Source organism: Sinomonas albida (genome assembly GCF_004919045.1).
Classification (GTDB): domain Bacteria; phylum Actinomycetota; class Actinomycetes; order Actinomycetales; family Micrococcaceae; genus Sinomonas; species Sinomonas albida.
On sequence record NZ_SWDW01000002.1, the window covers coordinates 141,868 to 159,494 of the forward strand.

At 68.5% G+C, this 17,627-nt stretch carries 15 protein-coding genes; 11 read left to right on the forward strand and 4 right to left on the reverse strand.

Translation table 11 applies throughout. The annotated features are described in order from the left end of the window. The first annotated feature begins 1 nt into the window (after window position 1). Window positions 2-1,018: a uroporphyrinogen decarboxylase/cobalamine-independent methonine synthase family protein gene (locus E6A26_RS02515; protein WP_136609617.1), complete on the forward strand. Its 1,017-nt coding sequence runs from the start codon at window positions 2-4 to the stop codon at window positions 1,016-1,018. Between the two features lie 63 nt (window positions 1,019-1,081). On the opposite strand, the gene E6A26_RS02520 is transcribed toward E6A26_RS02515, so the two are convergent. After that, window positions 1,082-1,969 carry a cytochrome c oxidase assembly protein gene (locus E6A26_RS02520; RefSeq protein ID WP_136609618.1) on the reverse strand — a complete coding sequence of 296 codons (888 nt, stop codon included), beginning with the start codon at window positions 1,967-1,969 and terminating at the stop codon, window positions 1,082-1,084. Between the two features lie 124 nt (window positions 1,970-2,093). Between E6A26_RS02520 and mtrA the strand changes: the two genes are divergently transcribed. The 7 genes from mtrA to secA all read left to right on the forward strand — a co-directional run bounded on the left by mtrA (window position 2,094) and on the right by secA (window position 12,638). After that, window positions 2,094-2,768 carry an MtrAB system response regulator MtrA gene (gene mtrA / locus E6A26_RS02525; RefSeq protein ID WP_136609619.1) on the forward strand — a complete coding sequence of 225 codons (675 nt, stop codon included), beginning with the start codon at window positions 2,094-2,096 and terminating at the stop codon, window positions 2,766-2,768. Window positions 2,769-2,780: 12 nt separating this feature from the next. After that, on the forward strand, window positions 2,781-4,550 hold the full coding sequence (mtrB, locus tag E6A26_RS02530; RefSeq protein WP_136609620.1) for an MtrAB system histidine kinase MtrB: 1,770 nt from the start codon (window positions 2,781-2,783) through the stop codon (window positions 4,548-4,550). Then, window positions 4,547-6,340, forward strand: a complete 1,794-nt coding sequence (locus tag E6A26_RS02535) for an LpqB family beta-propeller domain-containing protein (protein ID WP_234864922.1) — start codon at window positions 4,547-4,549, stop codon at window positions 6,338-6,340. Before mtrB ends, E6A26_RS02535 begins: the two co-directional genes overlap by 4 nt. Window positions 6,341-6,689: 349 nt before the next feature. After that, complete coding sequence (locus E6A26_RS02540; RefSeq protein ID WP_168928652.1) at window positions 6,690-7,604, forward strand: ComF family protein; 915 nt, start codon at window positions 6,690-6,692, stop codon at window positions 7,602-7,604. Window positions 7,605-7,774: 170 nt separating this feature from the next. Then, the gene (hpf, locus tag E6A26_RS02545; protein WP_136609622.1) at window positions 7,775-8,500 is read left to right on the forward strand and encodes a ribosome hibernation-promoting factor, HPF/YfiA family; all 726 of its coding nucleotides are present in this window, start codon (window positions 7,775-7,777) and stop codon (window positions 8,498-8,500) included. 34 nt (window positions 8,501-8,534) lie between these two features. Beyond that, window positions 8,535-9,818 (forward strand): winged helix-turn-helix domain-containing protein, encoded by a 1,284-nt coding sequence (locus E6A26_RS02550; protein WP_136609623.1) that lies wholly within the window; start codon window positions 8,535-8,537, stop codon window positions 9,816-9,818. Window positions 9,819-9,908: 90 nt separating this feature from the next. Then, complete coding sequence (gene secA, locus E6A26_RS02555) at window positions 9,909-12,638, forward strand: preprotein translocase subunit SecA (protein WP_136609624.1); 2,730 nt, start codon at window positions 9,909-9,911, stop codon at window positions 12,636-12,638. A gap of 154 nt (window positions 12,639-12,792) precedes the next feature. On the opposite strand, the gene E6A26_RS17825 is transcribed toward secA, so the two are convergent. Both E6A26_RS17825 and E6A26_RS02565 read right to left on the reverse strand, forming a co-directional pair. After that, window positions 12,793-13,197, reverse strand: a complete 405-nt coding sequence (locus E6A26_RS17825; protein WP_234864924.1) for an Rv3235 family protein — start codon at window positions 13,195-13,197, stop codon at window positions 12,793-12,795. Window positions 13,198-13,458: 261 nt separating this feature from the next. Beyond that, window positions 13,459-14,292 (reverse strand): LysM peptidoglycan-binding domain-containing protein, encoded by an 834-nt coding sequence (locus tag E6A26_RS02565; protein ID WP_136609625.1) that lies wholly within the window; start codon window positions 14,290-14,292, stop codon window positions 13,459-13,461. A gap of 169 nt (window positions 14,293-14,461) precedes the next feature. Here E6A26_RS02565 and E6A26_RS02570 point away from each other — a divergent pair, with 169 nt between their 5' ends. Next, the gene (locus E6A26_RS02570) at window positions 14,462-15,016 is read left to right on the forward strand and encodes a hypothetical protein (RefSeq protein ID WP_136609626.1); all 555 of its coding nucleotides are present in this window, start codon (window positions 14,462-14,464) and stop codon (window positions 15,014-15,016) included. A 29-nt stretch (window positions 15,017-15,045) separates the two neighbouring features. Here E6A26_RS02570 and E6A26_RS02575 read toward each other — a convergent pair whose 3' ends face one another. Continuing rightward, complete coding sequence (locus tag E6A26_RS02575) at window positions 15,046-15,267, reverse strand: helix-turn-helix domain-containing protein (RefSeq protein ID WP_136609627.1); 222 nt, start codon at window positions 15,265-15,267, stop codon at window positions 15,046-15,048. A gap of 205 nt (window positions 15,268-15,472) precedes the next feature. Between E6A26_RS02575 and E6A26_RS02580 the strand changes: the two genes are divergently transcribed. Together E6A26_RS02580 and E6A26_RS17830 are read left to right on the forward strand one after the other, a co-directional pair. Further along, the gene (locus E6A26_RS02580; RefSeq protein WP_136609628.1) at window positions 15,473-16,114 is read left to right on the forward strand and encodes an SAF domain-containing protein; all 642 of its coding nucleotides are present in this window, start codon (window positions 15,473-15,475) and stop codon (window positions 16,112-16,114) included. Continuing rightward, window positions 16,111-17,595 carry an AAA family ATPase gene (locus E6A26_RS17830; protein ID WP_234864926.1) on the forward strand — a complete coding sequence of 495 codons (1,485 nt, stop codon included), beginning with the start codon at window positions 16,111-16,113 and terminating at the stop codon, window positions 17,593-17,595. The genes E6A26_RS02580 and E6A26_RS17830 overlap by 4 nt, the downstream gene beginning before the upstream one ends. The last annotated feature ends 32 nt before the right edge of the window (window positions 17,596-17,627 follow it).

Genomic DNA, 17,627 nt, shown 5'->3' on the forward strand with positions numbered 1-17,627 from the left:
CGTGACCGGACAGGTCAGCGCGACAGGGCTTGGCGATTGGCCCGGCACGGATCCGCTCGAGGCCGCGAGGGCCATTCGGGGCGAGCTGGGATCGCCGCACCTGCCGTTCCTCGCCGAGCTCCCGGATCGCGGCGTGGGCTCGGATCCTGTGGGCCGTACCGCCTCGCTCCTTGTTGATCTCCACGCCGACGTTCAGCCGCACGGCTGGCGCGTCGTCGACCGCCCGGGCAGGGACGCCGTGCATGCGGCGTCTGCGCTCGCCACGGATCTCAACGTCCTCGCCGATGTCGTCGGTGCGGAGGACGTTCACGCCGAAGGGCTCCAGGTCCGGATCCTCGGCCCCCTGAGCCTCATGGCCGGCCTTTATCTCCACAACGGCGAACGCGTGCTCGCTGACGTGGGAGCCCGCCGCGACATCGCCCAGTCGCTCGCGGCGGGGGTGGGTCCGTTCCTTGAGCGAGTCAGGTCGGCAGTACCCGGCGCCAAGCTCACAGTCCAGCTTGCGGAGCCCGAGGCTGCGCGGGTCCTCGCCGGATTGCTACCGACGGCAAGCGGCTACCGAACGCTCCGCTCGGTGCCTCGATCCGAGGCGCACACCGCTTGGAGCGCCCTCGCCGAGGCGCTTAGGGTGGCGGGCGCCGACGAGGTCATCGTGTCCGCCGAGGCCTGGGAGGCGCCGATTGCAGGAATCCTCGAGGCAGGGGCGAACGGCGTCGCCCTTCCGTTCGAAGGCCTCACCGTCCCGCAGTGGGAACAGCTCGCCGGCGCCGTCGAGGCCGGAGCGCGCGTCTGGCTCGGCGCGATGCCGCTCGACGCCTCCCCGAAGACTCGCACGGGTTATGTGGCCGAGCGGATCCTGCGGCCGTGGCGCCAGCTCGGCCTCCCCCTGAGCGCGCTCGAGGCCGTCAGGCTCACGCCTGCGGGGAGCCTCGCGTCGCTGAGCCCCGAACGGGCGACGGCGGCACTCACCCGCCTCGTCAAGCTCACCGACGCGGTCAATCAGCTGGCGCTGGGCTGAGCACCAAGCCAAGACCTCGGGCGCGGGAGCGGCGGCGCTCACCCGGCTGTCCGGGCGAGCGCGTCACTCGCCTCGTTGCCGGAGGTGCGCTTCGGCGAGCGCGTCCATCTCCTCGTCGGTGAGATCGTCGAAGCCCTTGGCCTCGTGGCGGTCGTTCCGGCTGAAGCGCACGAACATGAGGATGATGAGCGGGAGATCGACGATCTCGGCGATGAACCACAGGATGTCGCCCGCGAGCTGCTGATCGCGCAGCGGCGACGGGAACCACGAGGGTGCGCCGGCCGGCCACGAGGTGACTTTGTCGAGCACGGTGTCGTTGAGCCGCAGCGCGATTCCGGGAATCGCGTCGGCCAAGAGCTCGATGAACACATAGACGAACTCAAGCAGGATGAAGCTCGACGAGCGGTGGAAACCCTCGCCCTCGACGATCGGGAGGACGAGTACGAGGCCCAAGAGGGGAACGATGAAGCTCAGGGCCCCGCTGGCGATCGGATCGGCCCGGTACGTGTGGAGCAGCGGCGTCAGGAAGGTCCCGAACAGGACCAGCCCCAGGATGGGCGCGACGAAGGCGTTGCCCAGGAGTCGCATGGCGCGGCTTTCCATGACCGCATCCAGCCGCCGTCGTCCGTCCTCGCCGAGCGCGGCCCGGGCGAGGCCCAAAGGCCGGCCGATCCCCGCGAGCAGCGGCACCACGAAGAAGATGAGCGAGATCTTGAGCGTGAAGGCCCAGCGCAGCTGCGAACCATAGGCTCCGGTGAAGCCGCACGTGAGGGCGAGGTAAGGCACGATGCCCAGAACGTAGAAGCACAGCGCTCGCCAGAGCGGCCAGTGCTCGCCCTGACGCGCCGCGCCCCGCAGCCCGATTCCGTACGCGATCGCGGCGGCGAGGGCGAGGATGAGGGCGGCTGGGTCTAGCGTGACGGCGCTTAGCGCGGTCGAGAGGGGTGGCACGTGCGAATTTTAGGACACGGGCCTGAAACCCGGCTGAATGCGTGCGCCGACTAGAATAGAACAACGCATTGGGCGGGCGTGCCGTGAGCGCCCCGCAAGGCAAACTTGGGGGAGAGTGGAAGGCATGAAGGCACGCATTCTGGTAGTGGACGACGACGAGGCCCTCGCCGAGATGATTGGCATCGTTCTGCGCAACGACGGTTTCGAGCCGGTCTTCTGCGCAGACGGGGCCGAGGCTCTCGACGTGTACCGCACCCAGAAGCCTGACCTCGTGCTGCTCGACCTCATGCTCCCCGGCCTCGACGGCATCGAGGTGTGCCGTCGGATCCGGTCCGAGTCGGATGTGCCGATCGTCATGCTGACCGCCAAGTCGGACACTTCAGACGTGGTGCGCGGCCTCGAATCCGGTGCCGACGACTACGTGCCGAAGCCCTTCAAGCCCGCCGAGCTCGTGGCCCGCGTCCGCGCCCGGCTGCGCCCCGGTGAGGCGAAGACGCCGGAGACGCTGCGGATCGGCGACGTGCAGATCGACGTCGCCGGCCATACCGTGCGGCGCGGCGAGGCGGCGATCGCGCTCACGCCCCTCGAGTTCGACCTCCTCGTCGCCCTCGCGCGCAAGCCGTGGCAGGTGTTCACGCGCGAGCTCCTCCTCGAGCAGGTGTGGGGCTACCGCCACGCGGCCGACACCCGCCTCGTCAACGTCCATGTCCAGCGGCTGCGCTCGAAGATCGAGCGCGATCCTGAGGCGCCCGAGATCGTCCTCACGGTGCGCGGCGTCGGATACAAAGCCGGGACCTAAGCCGAGGCACTCATGGAACACCCCTCCCGGCGCAGAGTCCGGCGGTTCGCGCGGCGCGCGTGGATCGCGCTTGCGCGTTTTCGGCGCGCCGCCATGCGGGTGATCCGCTGGGCCCTCCGAATCCCGGGCCTGATCCGGATGGCGTTTGTTCGCCGTTGGAGGCGATCCCTCCAGTTCCGAACTGTGCTCATCACGCTCGTGCTGGCCTGTGTCTCGATCCTCGGCGTCGGGGTCTACCTCTCCAACCAGATTGCCAACAGCCTCTTCCAAGAGCGGCTCACCCAGGCGGAGCAGCAGACCCGCCAGAGCGTGAACCAGGTCCAGGAGACGTTCGACGGCGCGCAGGTCACCGACCAGCAGGGCGTGCTCAAGCTCGTGAACGACACGCTCGCAACTCTCGAGGCCAGGGACTCGGGAACGCCGCGACAGTACGTCTTCCTCGCCGTCCCGAACCAGGACCAGCCCCGCAACCGCTGGGTGGACAGCCGCGCGTCGTACCTCCGCACGGAGAACGACATCCCGCAGTCCCTCCGGCAGGCGGTCGAGGGATCGCAGCAGCCGCAGCAGTTCTGGGAGTCGATCCCGCTCACGGTCGACAACACGACCCACCCCGCGATTGCGGTGGGCAACAAGGTCAGCTTCGGCGGCACGGTGTACGAGCTCTACCTGCTTTACGACGTCCAGTCCGCCCAGGACACCCTCGACGAGATGCAGAGCGTCCTGTGGTTCGCAGGCGTCTTCCTCATCCTGCTCATCGGCGTGATCGTCTGGATCGTGACGCGAAGCGTCGTGAGTCCCGTGGGCCATGCCGCCGCCGTCTCCGAGAAGCTGGCGGCGGGGCAGCTCGAGGAGCGTATGGCCGTCGAGGGCGAGGACGAGGTGGCGCGCCTCGCGAAGTCCTTCAATCACATGGCCGCGAGCCTCCAGGAGCAGATCACCCAGCTCGCGACGCTGTCCCAGATGCAGCAGCGCTTCGTTTCCGACGTCTCGCACGAGCTGCGCACTCCGCTGACGACCGTCCGTATGGCCGCCGAGGTGCTGCACGACGCGCGCGACCAGTTCGACCCGATCAACAAGCGCTCTGCCGAGCTCCTGTACAACCAGGTCGAGCGCTTCCAGGCGCTCCTCAACGACCTGCTCGAGATCTCCCGCTTCGACGCCGGCGTCGCGCGGCTGGACCTCGAGCCCCAGGACATCGTCTCGGTCGTCCGCAACGTCATTGATGCTGCCGCCCCGATCGCAGTGTCGTGCGGCTCGGAAGTCCGCCTCTACAGCCGGGCGTCGAGCATCGTCGTCGACATGGACGCGCGGCGCATCGAGCGGGTCCTGCGGAATCTCCTGCTCAACGCCCTCGAGCACGGAGAGGGGAACCGAGTCGAGATCTTCATCGCAGCGAACACGGACGCCGTCGGAGTCGCGGTCCGCGATCATGGGATCGGAATGACCCCCTCCGAGGCCGCGCGCGTGTTCGACCGCTTCTGGCGCGCCGACCCAGCCCGCGCCCGCAAGACGGGCGGATCGGGCCTCGGTCTTTCGATCGCGACCGAGGACGTCAAGCTCCACGGCGGTTGGCTCCAGGCGTGGGGCCGCCGTGGTGAGGGCTCCGTGTTCCGGCTCACGCTTCCGCTGCATTCCGGCGGCACGATTGCCGGCTCTCCCGTTGCGCTCGAGCCGAGCGGTGCGGCACTCCCGCTCGAGCACGGCGGGACGCGGGGGATCGTCGTCGGCACCGGCACGCTGCTCAACGCGACGCCCGTCCGCACTGACCGGGAGAGCCAGTGAAGCCCTTGAGGCGCTCGCGATTCGCCTGGCTCTCCCGGCCTTGGCTCTCCCGGGCCTGGCTCTCCCGGGCCTGGTCGTCTCGGCTCCTGGGCGCGGCCGGCGCCTTGTTCGCCGTCGTCCTCACCGTCTCGGCGTGCGCGCAGATTCCGACGGCGGGGGCAGTCGGGACGAGCAAGGACGGCGGTTCCGCGATCGGCAACGCGCCGCAGTACATCCCGTTGGGGCCGCAGTCGGGCGCCGGGCCGCAGTCGATCATCGAGGGATTCTTCAACGCAGGCTCGGGCTACCAGAACGACTTCACCGTCGCGCGCCAATTCCTCGCGCCGTCCAACGCGGTTTCCTGGAAGCCGAGCCAGCGGACGCTCGTCTACCGGGGGAGTGCGTCGGTGGTGAGTGCGGGCAGGCCGAATGCGTACCGCTATGAGCTCGACGTCGCGTACTCCGTGGACCAAGACGGCATCATGACGCAGTACCCTCCGGGGACCAAGCAGTCCATCGACGTCGAGGTGAGCCAGATTGACGGGCAGTGGCGCGTCTCGAAACTCCCGGACGGGACCGTGATCCCCGAGGAGACGTTCAAGGTCCTCTACCGCGCCTTCTCTGTCTACTTCTACGACCCCAGCTTCGCGGTGCTTGTCCCGGACGTGCGTTGGTTCATCGACAATTCGGGTGTCGCCAAGTCGCTCGTGAGCGCCGTGATCGCCGGTCCCGCGCCGTATCTCAAGACCGCTGTCGCCAGCGCGTTCCCGCCCAGCATCCGGCTCGAGCGCGAGTCCGTCCCGATCGTGGGGACCATCGCGCAGGTCGACTTGACCTCGGAGCTGAGGGACGCCTCGTTCACGGACCGGCAGCGCATGCACAGCCAGCTCGTCAGGACCTTCGCTGCGCTCCCCAGCGTGGGGGGAGTGTCGCTGCGCACGAACCAGACCGAGGTGGCGATCGAGGATCCCGCAACGGGAAAGCTGCCGGACCCGATCGTGGACCCCAAGGTCCCCGCATGGCAGGTCGGCATCGCGGACAACCAGATCGTGCAGTACGGATCGAAGCAGGCTTCGAAGATCGATGGGCTCGGCTCCGTCGCGGCCTTCGGCCCGTCGTCCCCGGCGAGCGACACGGAACAGCACCTCTATGCCTTCCTCGGCGCCGACGGGAAGGCTCTGTACTCGCTCATTCCCGGCCAGCCAGCACGTCTGCTCGACTCGAGGCAGCGCTTCAGCCCGCCCTCGATCAGCCCGAGCGACTGGGTGTGGACCGCAGGACCTGGGGCCACGGGAGCGACCGAGGTCGTGGCCTACAAGCCAGTGGGCGCGCAGCCCGGAACGGACGCTCCCCACGTCACCGTGGCGGCCCCGTGGCTGAGCGGACGAACGGTCAAGTCCCTCCGGGTGGGGCGCGACGGAGTGCGCGTCCTCGTCCTCTCCGAGGCCGACGGGCAGCCGGCCCTCCAGATCGCCGGAATTGTTCGCGGTCCTGACGGAAACCCCAAGTCGCTCACGGACCCGGTCACGCTTCCGATCACTTCGAAGAGCGCTGACATCGCGCTGTGGGTCGACGAGTCGACGATCGTCGTCTCGGGCACGTCGCCCAGTGATCCCGTTTCTCCGGAGCTCGTGAGCCTCCAGGGCGGCGATCCGCGTTCGATCTCCCCGCTCGCCGGCATCGAAGCCTTGTCGGCGGGCAACGGCGAGCAGTCCATCTACGCGATGACCAAGGATGGGATCTTCCTCCTCGTCCGGACTTCGTGGACAGAGCAGGGCAAGGGGGCCTCGCAGCTCGCGTTCGCTGGGTGAAGGGCGGACCGGCCTGAGAGGTCGCTTTGATTACTCCTCCCCACACACCGAACGCCGCCAGCAGCCCACATGGCGCGCGATGGGGGCTGCCGGGTGAGCACGATCAAGCCAGACTGAGTCAGGGCAGTGCTGGGGTGCGTGGGCGGGGCTGAATTACACCAGTGCTGAATGACACGGGCGGGAGTGGGGGCTGCGTGGGCAATGCTGCATGAATGGCGGCAGCGCTGAATGACACGGGCGGGAGTGCTGGCTGCGTGGGCAACGCTGATGAATGGCGGCAGCGCTGAACGACAACAGGTGGCAGCGCGGGTGCAGGGGCTGCGCTGCACGAGGGGGCGGCGAAGAATTCATGGATCGCGCGGAACTTGCAGAGAGCGCCGCGCGGCATGCGGCCCCTCCCGCCGGGGCCGTGCGGCGCCTCGCCGCCGCCGCGCTGAAGTCGTGGTCCGAGCTTCTTTCACTCGTCGTCCCGGTCGAATGCGCGGCGTGCCTCGCCCCGGACACCCCGCTGTGCGCGCCGTGCGCTCGCAGCCTTCGGCGTGCGACAGCGGCTCCCCGGCGCGTCGAGGAACACGCGCCGAGCCTGATGACGTACGACGGCGAGCCCCTCCTCCACGCGGTGGCCGCCGGGTGCTACCGGGGCGAGCTCGCCCACGCGGTCCTCGCCTTCAAGAGGCACGGCACCCCGGCGCTTGCGGCGGAGCTCGCCTCCGCGCTCGCGCGCTCGCTCAAGGCGGCGGTGGGCTCGGGGGTTCCACGCGCCGGCTTTCAGGCTCGCGGCGGGCTGTGGATCGTGCCCGTCCCGACGAGCACCGCCGCCTTCGTCCGGAGAGGCTTCGACCCGCTCGGACTGCTCGTCGCGAGGCTGTCCCGGGAAGGACGTCTCCCAGGCGGGACCGCGCGAGCGCCGGTGCTGCGCCGCCGTCGCCAGAGGATCCACGAACTCCTCTCGAGCGCGGTGAGCGCTGCCGCCGAGTGGACGGGGGCGGGACACGGCGCTGGGCAGAAGTCGCTTCGGCGTGGCCAGCGGCGCGGACGGGTCGCCGGCAGCTTCGAGGTCCGGGGGAGCAGGGCTCGGCGGTCGCTCGCGGGGAGGAGGATTGTCGTGGTCGACGACGTCCTCACGACCGGTGCGACGCTCCGCGAGGCGACACGCGCGCTTGAGGATGCGGGCGCCGTCGTGCTCGGGGCCGCCGTGATCTGTTTCGTACCAGTTCCCGAGCATCAACACGCCGAGGATTCGCAGTCGGCGGACACAGAGTGAATTTCAGGGCAAGAGGGGGTGTGCAAACGGTGACAATCCACTAACGTCAGTTATGGGTTCCAGCTTGGGAGGAACCCCTCGATAGCGGCTCGGAAAGGGGCTCGACTGTCAAGCAGTAGGCCCCCAGCGAGCCGAGTTCGGGCTGACCGAAGTAATCTCTGGAGGGCACCATGGAGTTCAAGATCAGCGGGCGCAACCTGACCGTGTCGGATCGTTTCCGCGAGTACGCCACCGAGAAGCTCGAGAAGATTGAGCACCTCGCCGACAAGGTGCAGCGGGTGGATGCCAAGTGCTCGAAGCAGACCAGCGCGCGCTCGGGAGGCGATCAGCTCACCGTGGAGCTCACCGTCACGGGCCGGGGGCCGGTGATTCGTGCGGAAGCGACGGCCCCGGACAAGTTCGCGGCCTTCGATCTTGCCTATGGGAAGCTGCTTGAACGGCTCAGGAGGGCCAAGGACAGGCGCAAGGTCCATCATGGAAAGCACACCCCGATCGCCGTCAACACGGCTACGGCGTCGCTCCCCGTGGTCAGTGTGGACACGCCCATCTACGCGGAGCACGCGATGGACGTGCCCGACTCGCAGTCGGACGGGAGCTCGCCCTACGAAGTCGACAATGACATTCCGGCCGGCGATTCGCCCGTCCTGATCCGCCGCAAGGTCTTCCCCGCGGCGACCCTCTCGCTCGACGACGCCGTCGACAACATGGAGCTCGTGGGACACGACTTCTACCTCTTCATCGACTCGGACACCAACACGCCGTCCGTGGTGTACCGTCGTCGCGGATGGACGTACGGCGTCATCAGCCTCGACCAGGCCTGCGAGCCCGGAGAGACCGCCGTCGAGGAGCGGATCCTCGCCTACCGCTCCGACGACGAAGGAGCTGTCGTCCACTGACGGCGAGACTCGTGATGAGCTGGGAGGAGAGCACGTGGGCAGTGCGCTGAGCATCTCTCAGGCGCGCCGCATCGCACTCTCAGCACAAGGACTCATCGGTCCCCGGCCCACCGCCCCCGTCACCACGAGGGCGGTGGGCCGCACCTTTGACCGCCTCCAGCTCGTGCAGATCGATTCCGTCAACGTTCTGGTCCGGAGCCACTATCTTCCCTTCTTCTCCCGGCTGGGGAACTACGACCGCGAGCTCCTGGACCGCATGGCGTCGCGCAGCCCGCGGCGCATGGTCGAGTATTGGGCCCACGAAGCGAGCTTCATCAAGCCCGAGCACTTCGAGGCGCTGCGGCTCTGGCAGAGCCGTACATGGGTCGGTGCCGGGAGTCTCGAGACGGCGATCCGCGAGGATCTGGCTGCGCGCATCCTAGACGTGCTGGCGAGCAGCCGCCCGCTCACCTCGGCGCAGCTGACCGAGCGGCTCGGGCACATCGAGGAGCGCCGGAACGACAACTGGGGCTGGAACTGGAACGCCGTGAAGCGCGTGGTGAGTGATCTGTTCGCCCAGGGCGTCGTGAGCTCCGCGGGCCGCACGCCGTCGTTCGAGCGGCGATACACCCTCACGGAGGCTGTGCTGCCCGCGCCCTACCGCGGTGCCGGGATCGCCCCGGGAGCCGCGGCTGGGATCGGTCCGGGTGCGACGCTCGGGACCGGGCTCCCGGAGGAGCGTGAGGCGGCCGCCCTCGAGCTGACCCGGGCGGCCCTCAGGGCCCACGGAATCGGGACCGTCAGATGCTTCGCGGACTATTTCCGCCTCCCCATCAAGGCGACGGAACGCGCGCTCGCCGAGCTCGTGAGCTCTGGGGAGGCCGAGGAAGTCGACGTTCGAGGCTGGGACGGGAAGCAGTACAAGGACGCGGCTGCGAGCGTTCCGCGGGTGGCGTCAGGCCGCGCACTCGTGAGCCCCTTCGACTCCCTCGTCTTCGAGCGCCGGCGGCTCGAGCGGCTCTTCGGATTCCACTACCGGATCGAGATCTACACCCCGGCACACCGCCGGCAGTACGGCTATTACGTGCTGCCCTTCCTCCTGGGCGAGACGCTCGTGGCCCGCGTGGACGTCAAGGCGGACCGCGCGGCGGGCGCGCTGCTGGTCCACGCGATCCACGGCGAGCCCGAGGCGCCCGAGCACGCGGCCTACGAGCTGGCGTCCGAACTGCGGCTGCTCGCGGATTGGCTGGGGCTCGACGGCGTCCGGGTCGCCGAGAGCGGGAGCCTCGCCGCCCCCGTCGCCCGTCACCTAGACGGCAGGCGGGGCGGGGAACCCTGATACGCCGCCGTGCGTGTCTCCCGTAGACTGAAACACGCCCACTGCACACGGCGTAGTGGGCCACGCCATTGACAAGGGAGCGAAAGCCACGTGGCAAACCTTCTCGAGAAACTCCTCCGGAGCGGCGATCGCCGGATCCTGAAGCAGCTGCGCGTCTACGCTGACGCCATCAACGCTCTTGAAGAGGAGTTCAAGGGGTTCAGCGACGCCGAGCTGCGCGAGGAGACCGACCGGCTCAAGGAGCGCCACGCAGACGGCGAGAAGCTCGACGACCTGCTCCCCGAGGCCTTCGCGGCCGTCCGGGAGGCCGCCGGCCGCACGCTCGGCATGCGGCACTTCGATGTCCAGCTCATGGGTGGCGCGGCCCTTCATCTCGGCAACATCGCCGAGATGAAGACCGGCGAAGGCAAGACCCTCGTCGCGACCGCCCCCGCCTACCTCAACGCCCTCACGGGCAAGGGCGTGCACGTCGTGACCGTCAACGACTACCTCGCCGAATACCAGTCGGAGCTCATGGGCCGGGTGTACCGCTTCCTCGGCATCTCGAGCGGCTGCATCCTCGGCACCATGGACCCCGCCGAGCGCAAGAAGCAGTACGACGCCGACATCACCTACGGCACGAACAACGAGTTTGGCTTCGACTACCTGCGCGACAACATGGCATGGGACCGAAGCGAGCTCGTGCAGCGCGGCCACCACTTCGCGATCGTCGACGAGGTCGACTCAATCCTCATCGATGAGGCCCGCACGCCGCTCATCATCTCCGGTCCCGCGCAGGGCGACGCCAACCGGTGGTACTCCGAGTTCGCCAAGATCGCGCTGCGCCTCGGCGAAGGCGACTACGAGGTGGACGAGAAGAAGCGCACGGTGGGCGTGCTCGAGCCGGGCATCGAGAAGGTCGAGGACTACCTCGGCATCCACAACCTGTACGAGTCTGCCAACACGCCGCTCATTGGCTTCCTCAACAACGCCATCAAGGCGAAGGAGCTCTTCAAGCGGGATAAGGACTACGTGGTCCTGGACGGCGAAGTGCTCATCGTCGACGAGCACACGGGCCGCATCCTGCCCGGACGGCGCTACAACGAGGGCATGCACCAGGCGATCGAGGCCAAGGAAGGTGTCGAGATCAAGGCCGAGAACCAGACGCTCGCCACGATCACGCTGCAGAACTACTTCCGCCTCTACGAGAAGCTGTCCGGCATGACCGGTACGGCCGAGACTGAGGCCGCCGAATTCATGAGCACGTACAAGCTCGGCGTGGTCCCGATTCCGACGAACAAGCCCATGGCCCGCGCGGACCAGCCGGACCTCGTCTACAAGAACGAAGTGGTCAAGTTCGAGGCCGTCGTGAAGGACATTTCGCGGCGCAACGCGACCGGCCAGCCCGTGCTGGTTGGCACGACTAGCGTCGAGAAGAGCGAGTATCTCTCGCAGGCTCTGGCCAAGGCCGGGGTGCGTCACGAGGTCCTCAACGCCAAGAACCACGCCCGCGAGGCCGCGATCGTCGCGCAGGCCGGGCGGAAGGGCGCCGTCACGGTCGCAACCAATATGGCCGGCCGCGGCACCGACATCATGCTCGGTGGCAACGCCGAGTTCATGGCCGTCGCCGAGCTGGCCTCGCGGGGCTTGGATCCCGAGCAGGACTCGGAGGCCTACGAGGCCGCATGGCCGGCTGCCCTCGAGGCCGCCCAGAAGGCCGTGAAGGACGAGCACGAGGAGGTCCTCGAGCTTGGCGGGCTGTACGTGCTCGGCACAGAGCGGCACGAGTCGCGGCGCATCGACAACCAGCTCCGGGGTCGCTCCGGCCGTCAGGGTGATCCAGGCGAATCGCGCTTCTACCTTTCGCTCAACGACGACCTCATGCGGCTCTTCGGGACCGGCGGGGCCGAGCGGCTCATGGCCAGCAGCCTTCCCGACGACACCCCCCTGGAATCGAAGCTCGTCTCACGTGCCATCCAGTCCGCACAGGGCCAAGTCGAGGGGCGCAACGCAGAGCAGCGCAAGAACGTCCTCAAGTACGACGACGTCCTCAACCGCCAGCGCGAGGCGATCTACGGCGACCGCCGGCGGATCCTCGAGGGTGATGACCTCCACGAGAAGGTCCAGTTCTTCATCGAGGACACGCTCACCGCGATGATCGACTCCGCGACGTCCGAGGGCAACGGCGACGACTGGGACTTCCACGGGCTGTGGAACAACCTGCGCACGGTGTACCCCGCGACCATCACGGCGCAGGACATCATCGAGGAGGCGGGCGGCAAGGCGCGCGTGACCGTCGAAATGCTCAAGGAGGAGGTCCTCTCCGACGCGCGGCTCGTGTACGCGAACCGCGAGGAGCAGATCGGGTCGGAAACGATGCGTGATCTCGAGCGCCGCGTGGTCCTCTCCGTCATCGGGCGGAAGTGGCAGGAGCACCTCTACGAGATGGACTATCTCAAGGAGGGCATCGGCCTCCGGGCCATGGCCCAGCGCGACCCGCTCGTGGAGTACCAGCGTGAGGGCTACGGGATGTTCCAGGCCATGATGGAGGGCATCCGCGAGGAGTCCGTGGCCTTCCTCTACAACCTCGAGATCGAGCAGGCGGAGACCACCGAGGAGCAGGGGCAGTCGGGCGTCGACGCTCCCGCGCGTCCTGCCCAGCTGCAGTATTCCGCCCCCGCGGAGGACGGCAGCACCGAGACCCGCGTCGAGCAGGCCCGCTCCGCCAAGGCGCGGCAGAACGGCTCTCAAGGGGCCCGCAGCTCGAATGGCCGCCCCGCGAGCGGGCCTGACTCGGGTCAGCAGCAGGCTCCCCGCCGAGCCAAGAACCGCCGCCGGTAGCGGTGTCAGCACCGGTAGCGGTGTGAACGTGCTAGGCGGTTCGGGAGCCCCATGCGGCGATCAGTCGGCGTCAGTGTTGGCGGGTTGCCCGAGGGGTGGCCTGAGGAACGGTGAGGCCAGTCGGGGCGCTGCTGTCTGTGCGAGGGATCGGGCGTCAGCCGATTTCGAGGGCTGTGACGCGCCAGCCAGAGTCCCGGGAGTACTCGAGTCTCATGGCCACGGCCCGGGAGCGGAGTTGGTCTGACGCCACGGCGCACGCTTCGTAGATTCCGGGACGGATCATGGTCGCTCGGGAGGAGAGGACCGTCGTCGCGCGGTGGATGAGCGCGAGCTCGGGAGCCGCGCCGGGAGTGTCCTTCCGGCTGAGGGACGCCCGGAGCTGCAGCGCCGCAAGGAGATCGCGGGGCATCCAGGCGGCGAGCTGCTGCACCGGACGGTGCCCCCCGAGTACTTCGAGGGCAGCGCCCGTGATGCGGCCCGCAAGCTGCGCAATCCACTTCCGTTCGTTGTCCGAGCCCACCGCGTGGAGCCGCCGCGGAGTCGGAGAAGCGATGGGCACATCACCAGCGGGGCTTCCGGCGGGCGGAGTGCCGGCCCGTGGGCGAGCCGATGGCGGTGCCCCATGGGTTCGAAGCCTCGCGACGGTGGCCTGCGGATCGGGTCCCGGGGCAGGGCTCACAGCAGTGCCCGCAGCTGATGGGGGCTGATTGTCCCGCCGGCCGGGTACAAGGCTTGGTCTTTTCACGAGGTCCCTCCTGAAGGTCATGGGCGTGCTTGCAGATGCGCTGGGTGGAGCGGAAGGGGTTGGCGCAAGCTCGCGCTAGCCGTCGGGCGGAACAAGAAGCAGGCCTGGTCGAATCAGGTCGGGATCGGTCCCGATCGTTGCACGATTGGCGTCGAACCAGCGCGGCCACGCGTCGGCGATATCGCTCACGCTCGCGCCCGCCCCGAGATGCCGTGCCGCAATGCTCCACAGCGTGTCGCCGAGACGGACTTCCACCGCGCCGCGTCCTGGCGGCGTAGGCCGAAGTTCTGCGCGAACCAATGGGTTCCCCGCAGGGGCGCCGTCGAGCGGGACAGCCTTCGACGGGGTCCATCCCGGGTCCAGTGCGGTCGTGGACCAGCTCAGTTCGGAACTCGAGGTGGGCAAGGCCGCAGCGTCGATGGAATCTGTAGCTCCAGCCGCGGCGGAGTCGGCGGTCCTAGCCTCGGCCGAGTCCGTGGCTGCCGTTACGGTCGGAGTCGATGCGACTGCAGTCGCGTGGGCGGTCGCACCTGACGAAGGCTGCCACGCGGGATCGAGGTCGCCTGAGGCCGCGTGGGCTGCCGGACCCGCCGCGAGGGCAACGCCGAGGACAGCAAACGCGGCACGGCGCATGAATGCGGGAGCGGCAGCCCCAGCCCAGCTGGCGGCCCCATGCCTTCCCGCCGCTGCGAGCAGAGCCGACGCCATGGCGAGCGACATCGTCACAAGCCAGGCTGTGACGATACCGAGCCCCGCGATGCTCGAGGCGAGGCCCAGGAGGGCGTCGAACGATTCCCCGGAGGCGCGATCGCCCAAGACCCTTCCGGCGAGCGCCATGAGGAGCCCGAGCATGAGGATGGCGAAGGCGGCCATCGAGTCACCCGCGAGCGCCTGCGATCTGCTGTGCATGGATCCCCCCAAGAACATGGGGCGCCGAGACGCCCGCAATGCACATTCATGTCATTTGATGCAGTTTGACGTAAAGCCGAGAATGAGGACATGTTAGGCAGTCTTTGTCTGGTTATGGCAAATTTGGTTGCTTTGACCACCTATTGTTGGCGTTTCTAGGGTTATCCCCATGCGATGGGAAGCGCTCTTCAGCGACTTCGAAGCCCAGCTTGCCGAGGCGGACCGGGCGGGACTCGAGGCCGAGGTCCGGGAGCTGGTATGGGTCGAGCAGGCTGGAATCTCCCTTGAGGGGCGACTTCGGGGGCACAGCGGCGCGCCGGTCGACGTCGTTCTGTGCGGTGGGCTGCGGTTCCGCGGAGAGATCGGCGACGTCGCCGAGAGCTGGTTCTCGCTCAGCGCGGGCAGCCGAAGCCTTGTCGTCCCGTTCTCCGGGGTCGTCACCGTCGCGGGACTCGGGCGGCGGTCGCAGCGAGAGACCTCAGCGGTGCGGCGCGGACTGAGCCTTGCCTCGGCGCTTCGGGCGCTCGCGCGAGCCCGCGCCCAAGTCGTCTGCCACGTTGGGGGCCCATCGGGAGATCCGCTCGTCGTCGCCGGGACGATCGATGGTGTGAGCCGGGACTACGTCGAGCTCGCCCAGAAGCGCGTCGACGCGCGGGGTGCCCAGGCCTCCACGACGACGCTCGTCTCGCTTGCCGCGCTCGTGGCTGTCGTATCGCCGGCGTAAGCCCCCGGCGCCGGCGTAAGCCCTCGAGCTTACGTGTGGCGAGCCTGGGTCCGCTGGTCGGCGACCATCTTCTCGGTCTTGGCGTAGCTCGCCTGGATGTATTCCTCGAGCTTGACGTCTTCGACGCGCCACTGGCCTCGACCACCGACTTGGATCGCCCGCAGCTCGCCGCTTCGCACGAGGGCGTAGGCCTGTGCGGAACTGATCTGGAGAAGTTCGCACACGTCGGCGAGCGTCAGGAAGCGTGGCATGGTCATATTCTGCCATCGCTGGCTCGTGTGATCGAGTTATCCACATTTTGATGCATTCTGAGCCCCGAAGTTGGGCGATGGTCTCAAATAGGACACAATGACGCGTGACGGGGTGCCTCGCACGGGCATCGCGTCGCCGCTGCGGCAGCGCCGCGCGGCACGGGGTCGGTCGGGGGATCGTCCCATGCATGGGGGGTATGCATACATGAGCACTGCCGAGAATGCTCCGGCCGCACGTCTCAGGAAGCCGTCGTGGAAGGATCCTCGACTGCTCGTGGGAATCCTGCTCGTCCTCGCCTCGATCGCGGGAGTCGTGGCTCTCGTCCGCGCAGCTGACACGAGCATCGTTGCGTACGCGGCCAAAGAGGACATCGCCGTCGGGCAATCCGTCGGACTCGATCAGCTCGTTGCGGTCGAGGTGAGGCTCGGCAACGTCGAAGGACGGTATCTCACCTCTGGGGGCCTGCCCGACGGCAAGGTCGCGGTGCAGCGGATCGCCAAGGGGGATCTCGTTCCGGCGTCGAGCCTCGGGGGAGCGGGAGGGCTGGGCCGCAAGCCTCTTCCGATCACCATTACCGAGGCCCTGCCTGCGGAGGCGGTAGCCGGAACGCGGGTGGACGTCTGGGTCGCCCAGCCGAACGGCCGGAACGGCTTTGCCGAGCCACATCGGATCGCGGCAGCTGCGGAGATCGCCCACGTCGCCACGGCCCAGTCCGCCCTCGGCGGGGCGCGCGAGACGGTCGTCCAAGTGCTTGTCGACGAGGACCAGCTGCCGCAGCTCCTCGGGGCGCAGGCCAACAAGGCCCGTGTGGCGCTCGTCTGGAACCCGTCGGGACGCGCGCAGTGAGTATCGCGGTGGTCACGCTCGGCGCCGAGGGGACCGCACTCGTCGGCGGACTTGAGCGCCTCCACGGACCGGTCACCGTCGTCCGGAGATGTGCCGAGCTCGCGGAGCTGATCGTGGCATGCCAGAGCGGCCTCGCGAGTGTGGCGGTGGTCGTCGGCAGTACGGACAGCCTCACGGCGACCTTCGTGGATCGCCTCGCAGAGGTCGGCGTCGCGATCGTCGGACTGGCGGACGACGACGGCGAGCGCCTCCGGCTCGCGGGCCTCGGCGTGCGCTCGGCTCCCCAAGCGGTCGAGCCCCGGGAACTGGCTCGGCTCATAGCGGAGGCAGCCGACGACCTCAGCAATGCGCTCAGCGACGCCGTCGACGATGCCCAACGCGAGGGTCCCCGCGGAGGCGGCGCGCCGTCGTCGTCCTTCTCCCTCGCCGGGGCCAGGCCCGTGCCCCAACCGGTCCCGAAACCAGCCGCCAAGCCAGGCAGCCGCAGCCATAGCCGTGGCACTGACGGTGCCCCGGGATACTCCACGGGAGACGACCTCGGTGCTGAGAACGCAGCCGCGCCAGGCACCAGCGAGATGGGCGCACCTCCGGCCGAGCCAGCCCGAGCGGAGGCCGCTCGGCAACAGGGCTCGCTCATTGCGGTCTGGGGACCGATCGGCTCCCCGGGCCGGACGACGATCGCCGTCAACCTTGCCGGGGAGCTCGCTGCCGAGGGGCAGCGCGTCGTCCTCGTCGATGCCGACACGTTCGGGCCGAGTATCGCGGCACACCTCGGACTCCTCGACGAGTCTGCCGGTATCGCCCAGGCGTGCCGCCTCGCCGACCAGGGCACGCTGGACCGCGAGACGCTGGGCAGGATCGCCTCGACGGTTGTGACGTCCGAGGGGACGCTGCTCGCGCTCACGGGACTCACACGCGCGGACCGTTGGCCGGAGCTCCGTGCAGCGTCGTTCGCTGCCGTGCTCGAGCGATGCCGAGAGATCGCCGACACCGTAGTCGTCGATGCGGGATTCAGTCTGGAGGCGGACGAGGAGCTCTCGTTCGACACGATGGCGCCGCGCCGCAATGCCGCGACGCTCCGGGCCCTGGAGAACGCGGATCGTGTCCTCGCCGTGGGTGCGGCCGACTCCGTCGGCATGCCGAGGCTTGTGCGGGGACTGAGCGAACTGGAACGTGCGGTACCCCACGCCTCGCCTGACGTCGTCTTCAACAAGATCAGGCGCGGCGCGCTCGGGCGCTTCCCCGAGCGTGCTCTCCGCGAGGCATGGGAACGCTTCGGGCCGGACCGGAGCATCGCCGCCTTCGTGCCGTACGACGCTGACGCGGCCGACGCTGCGCTACTCGGAGGGCATCTCCTGCTCGAGTCTGCTCCCCATTCGGCGCTCCGCCGGGCCATTGCTGGAATAGCCTGTACAGCTGTACAGCAGAATCGAAAATCTGCTGTGTCAAGTGCTAGGGCGCTGGCGAAGCGGTCGCGCTAGGCTCGGTGGCAGGGCGCTGCAAAGCGGCAGCG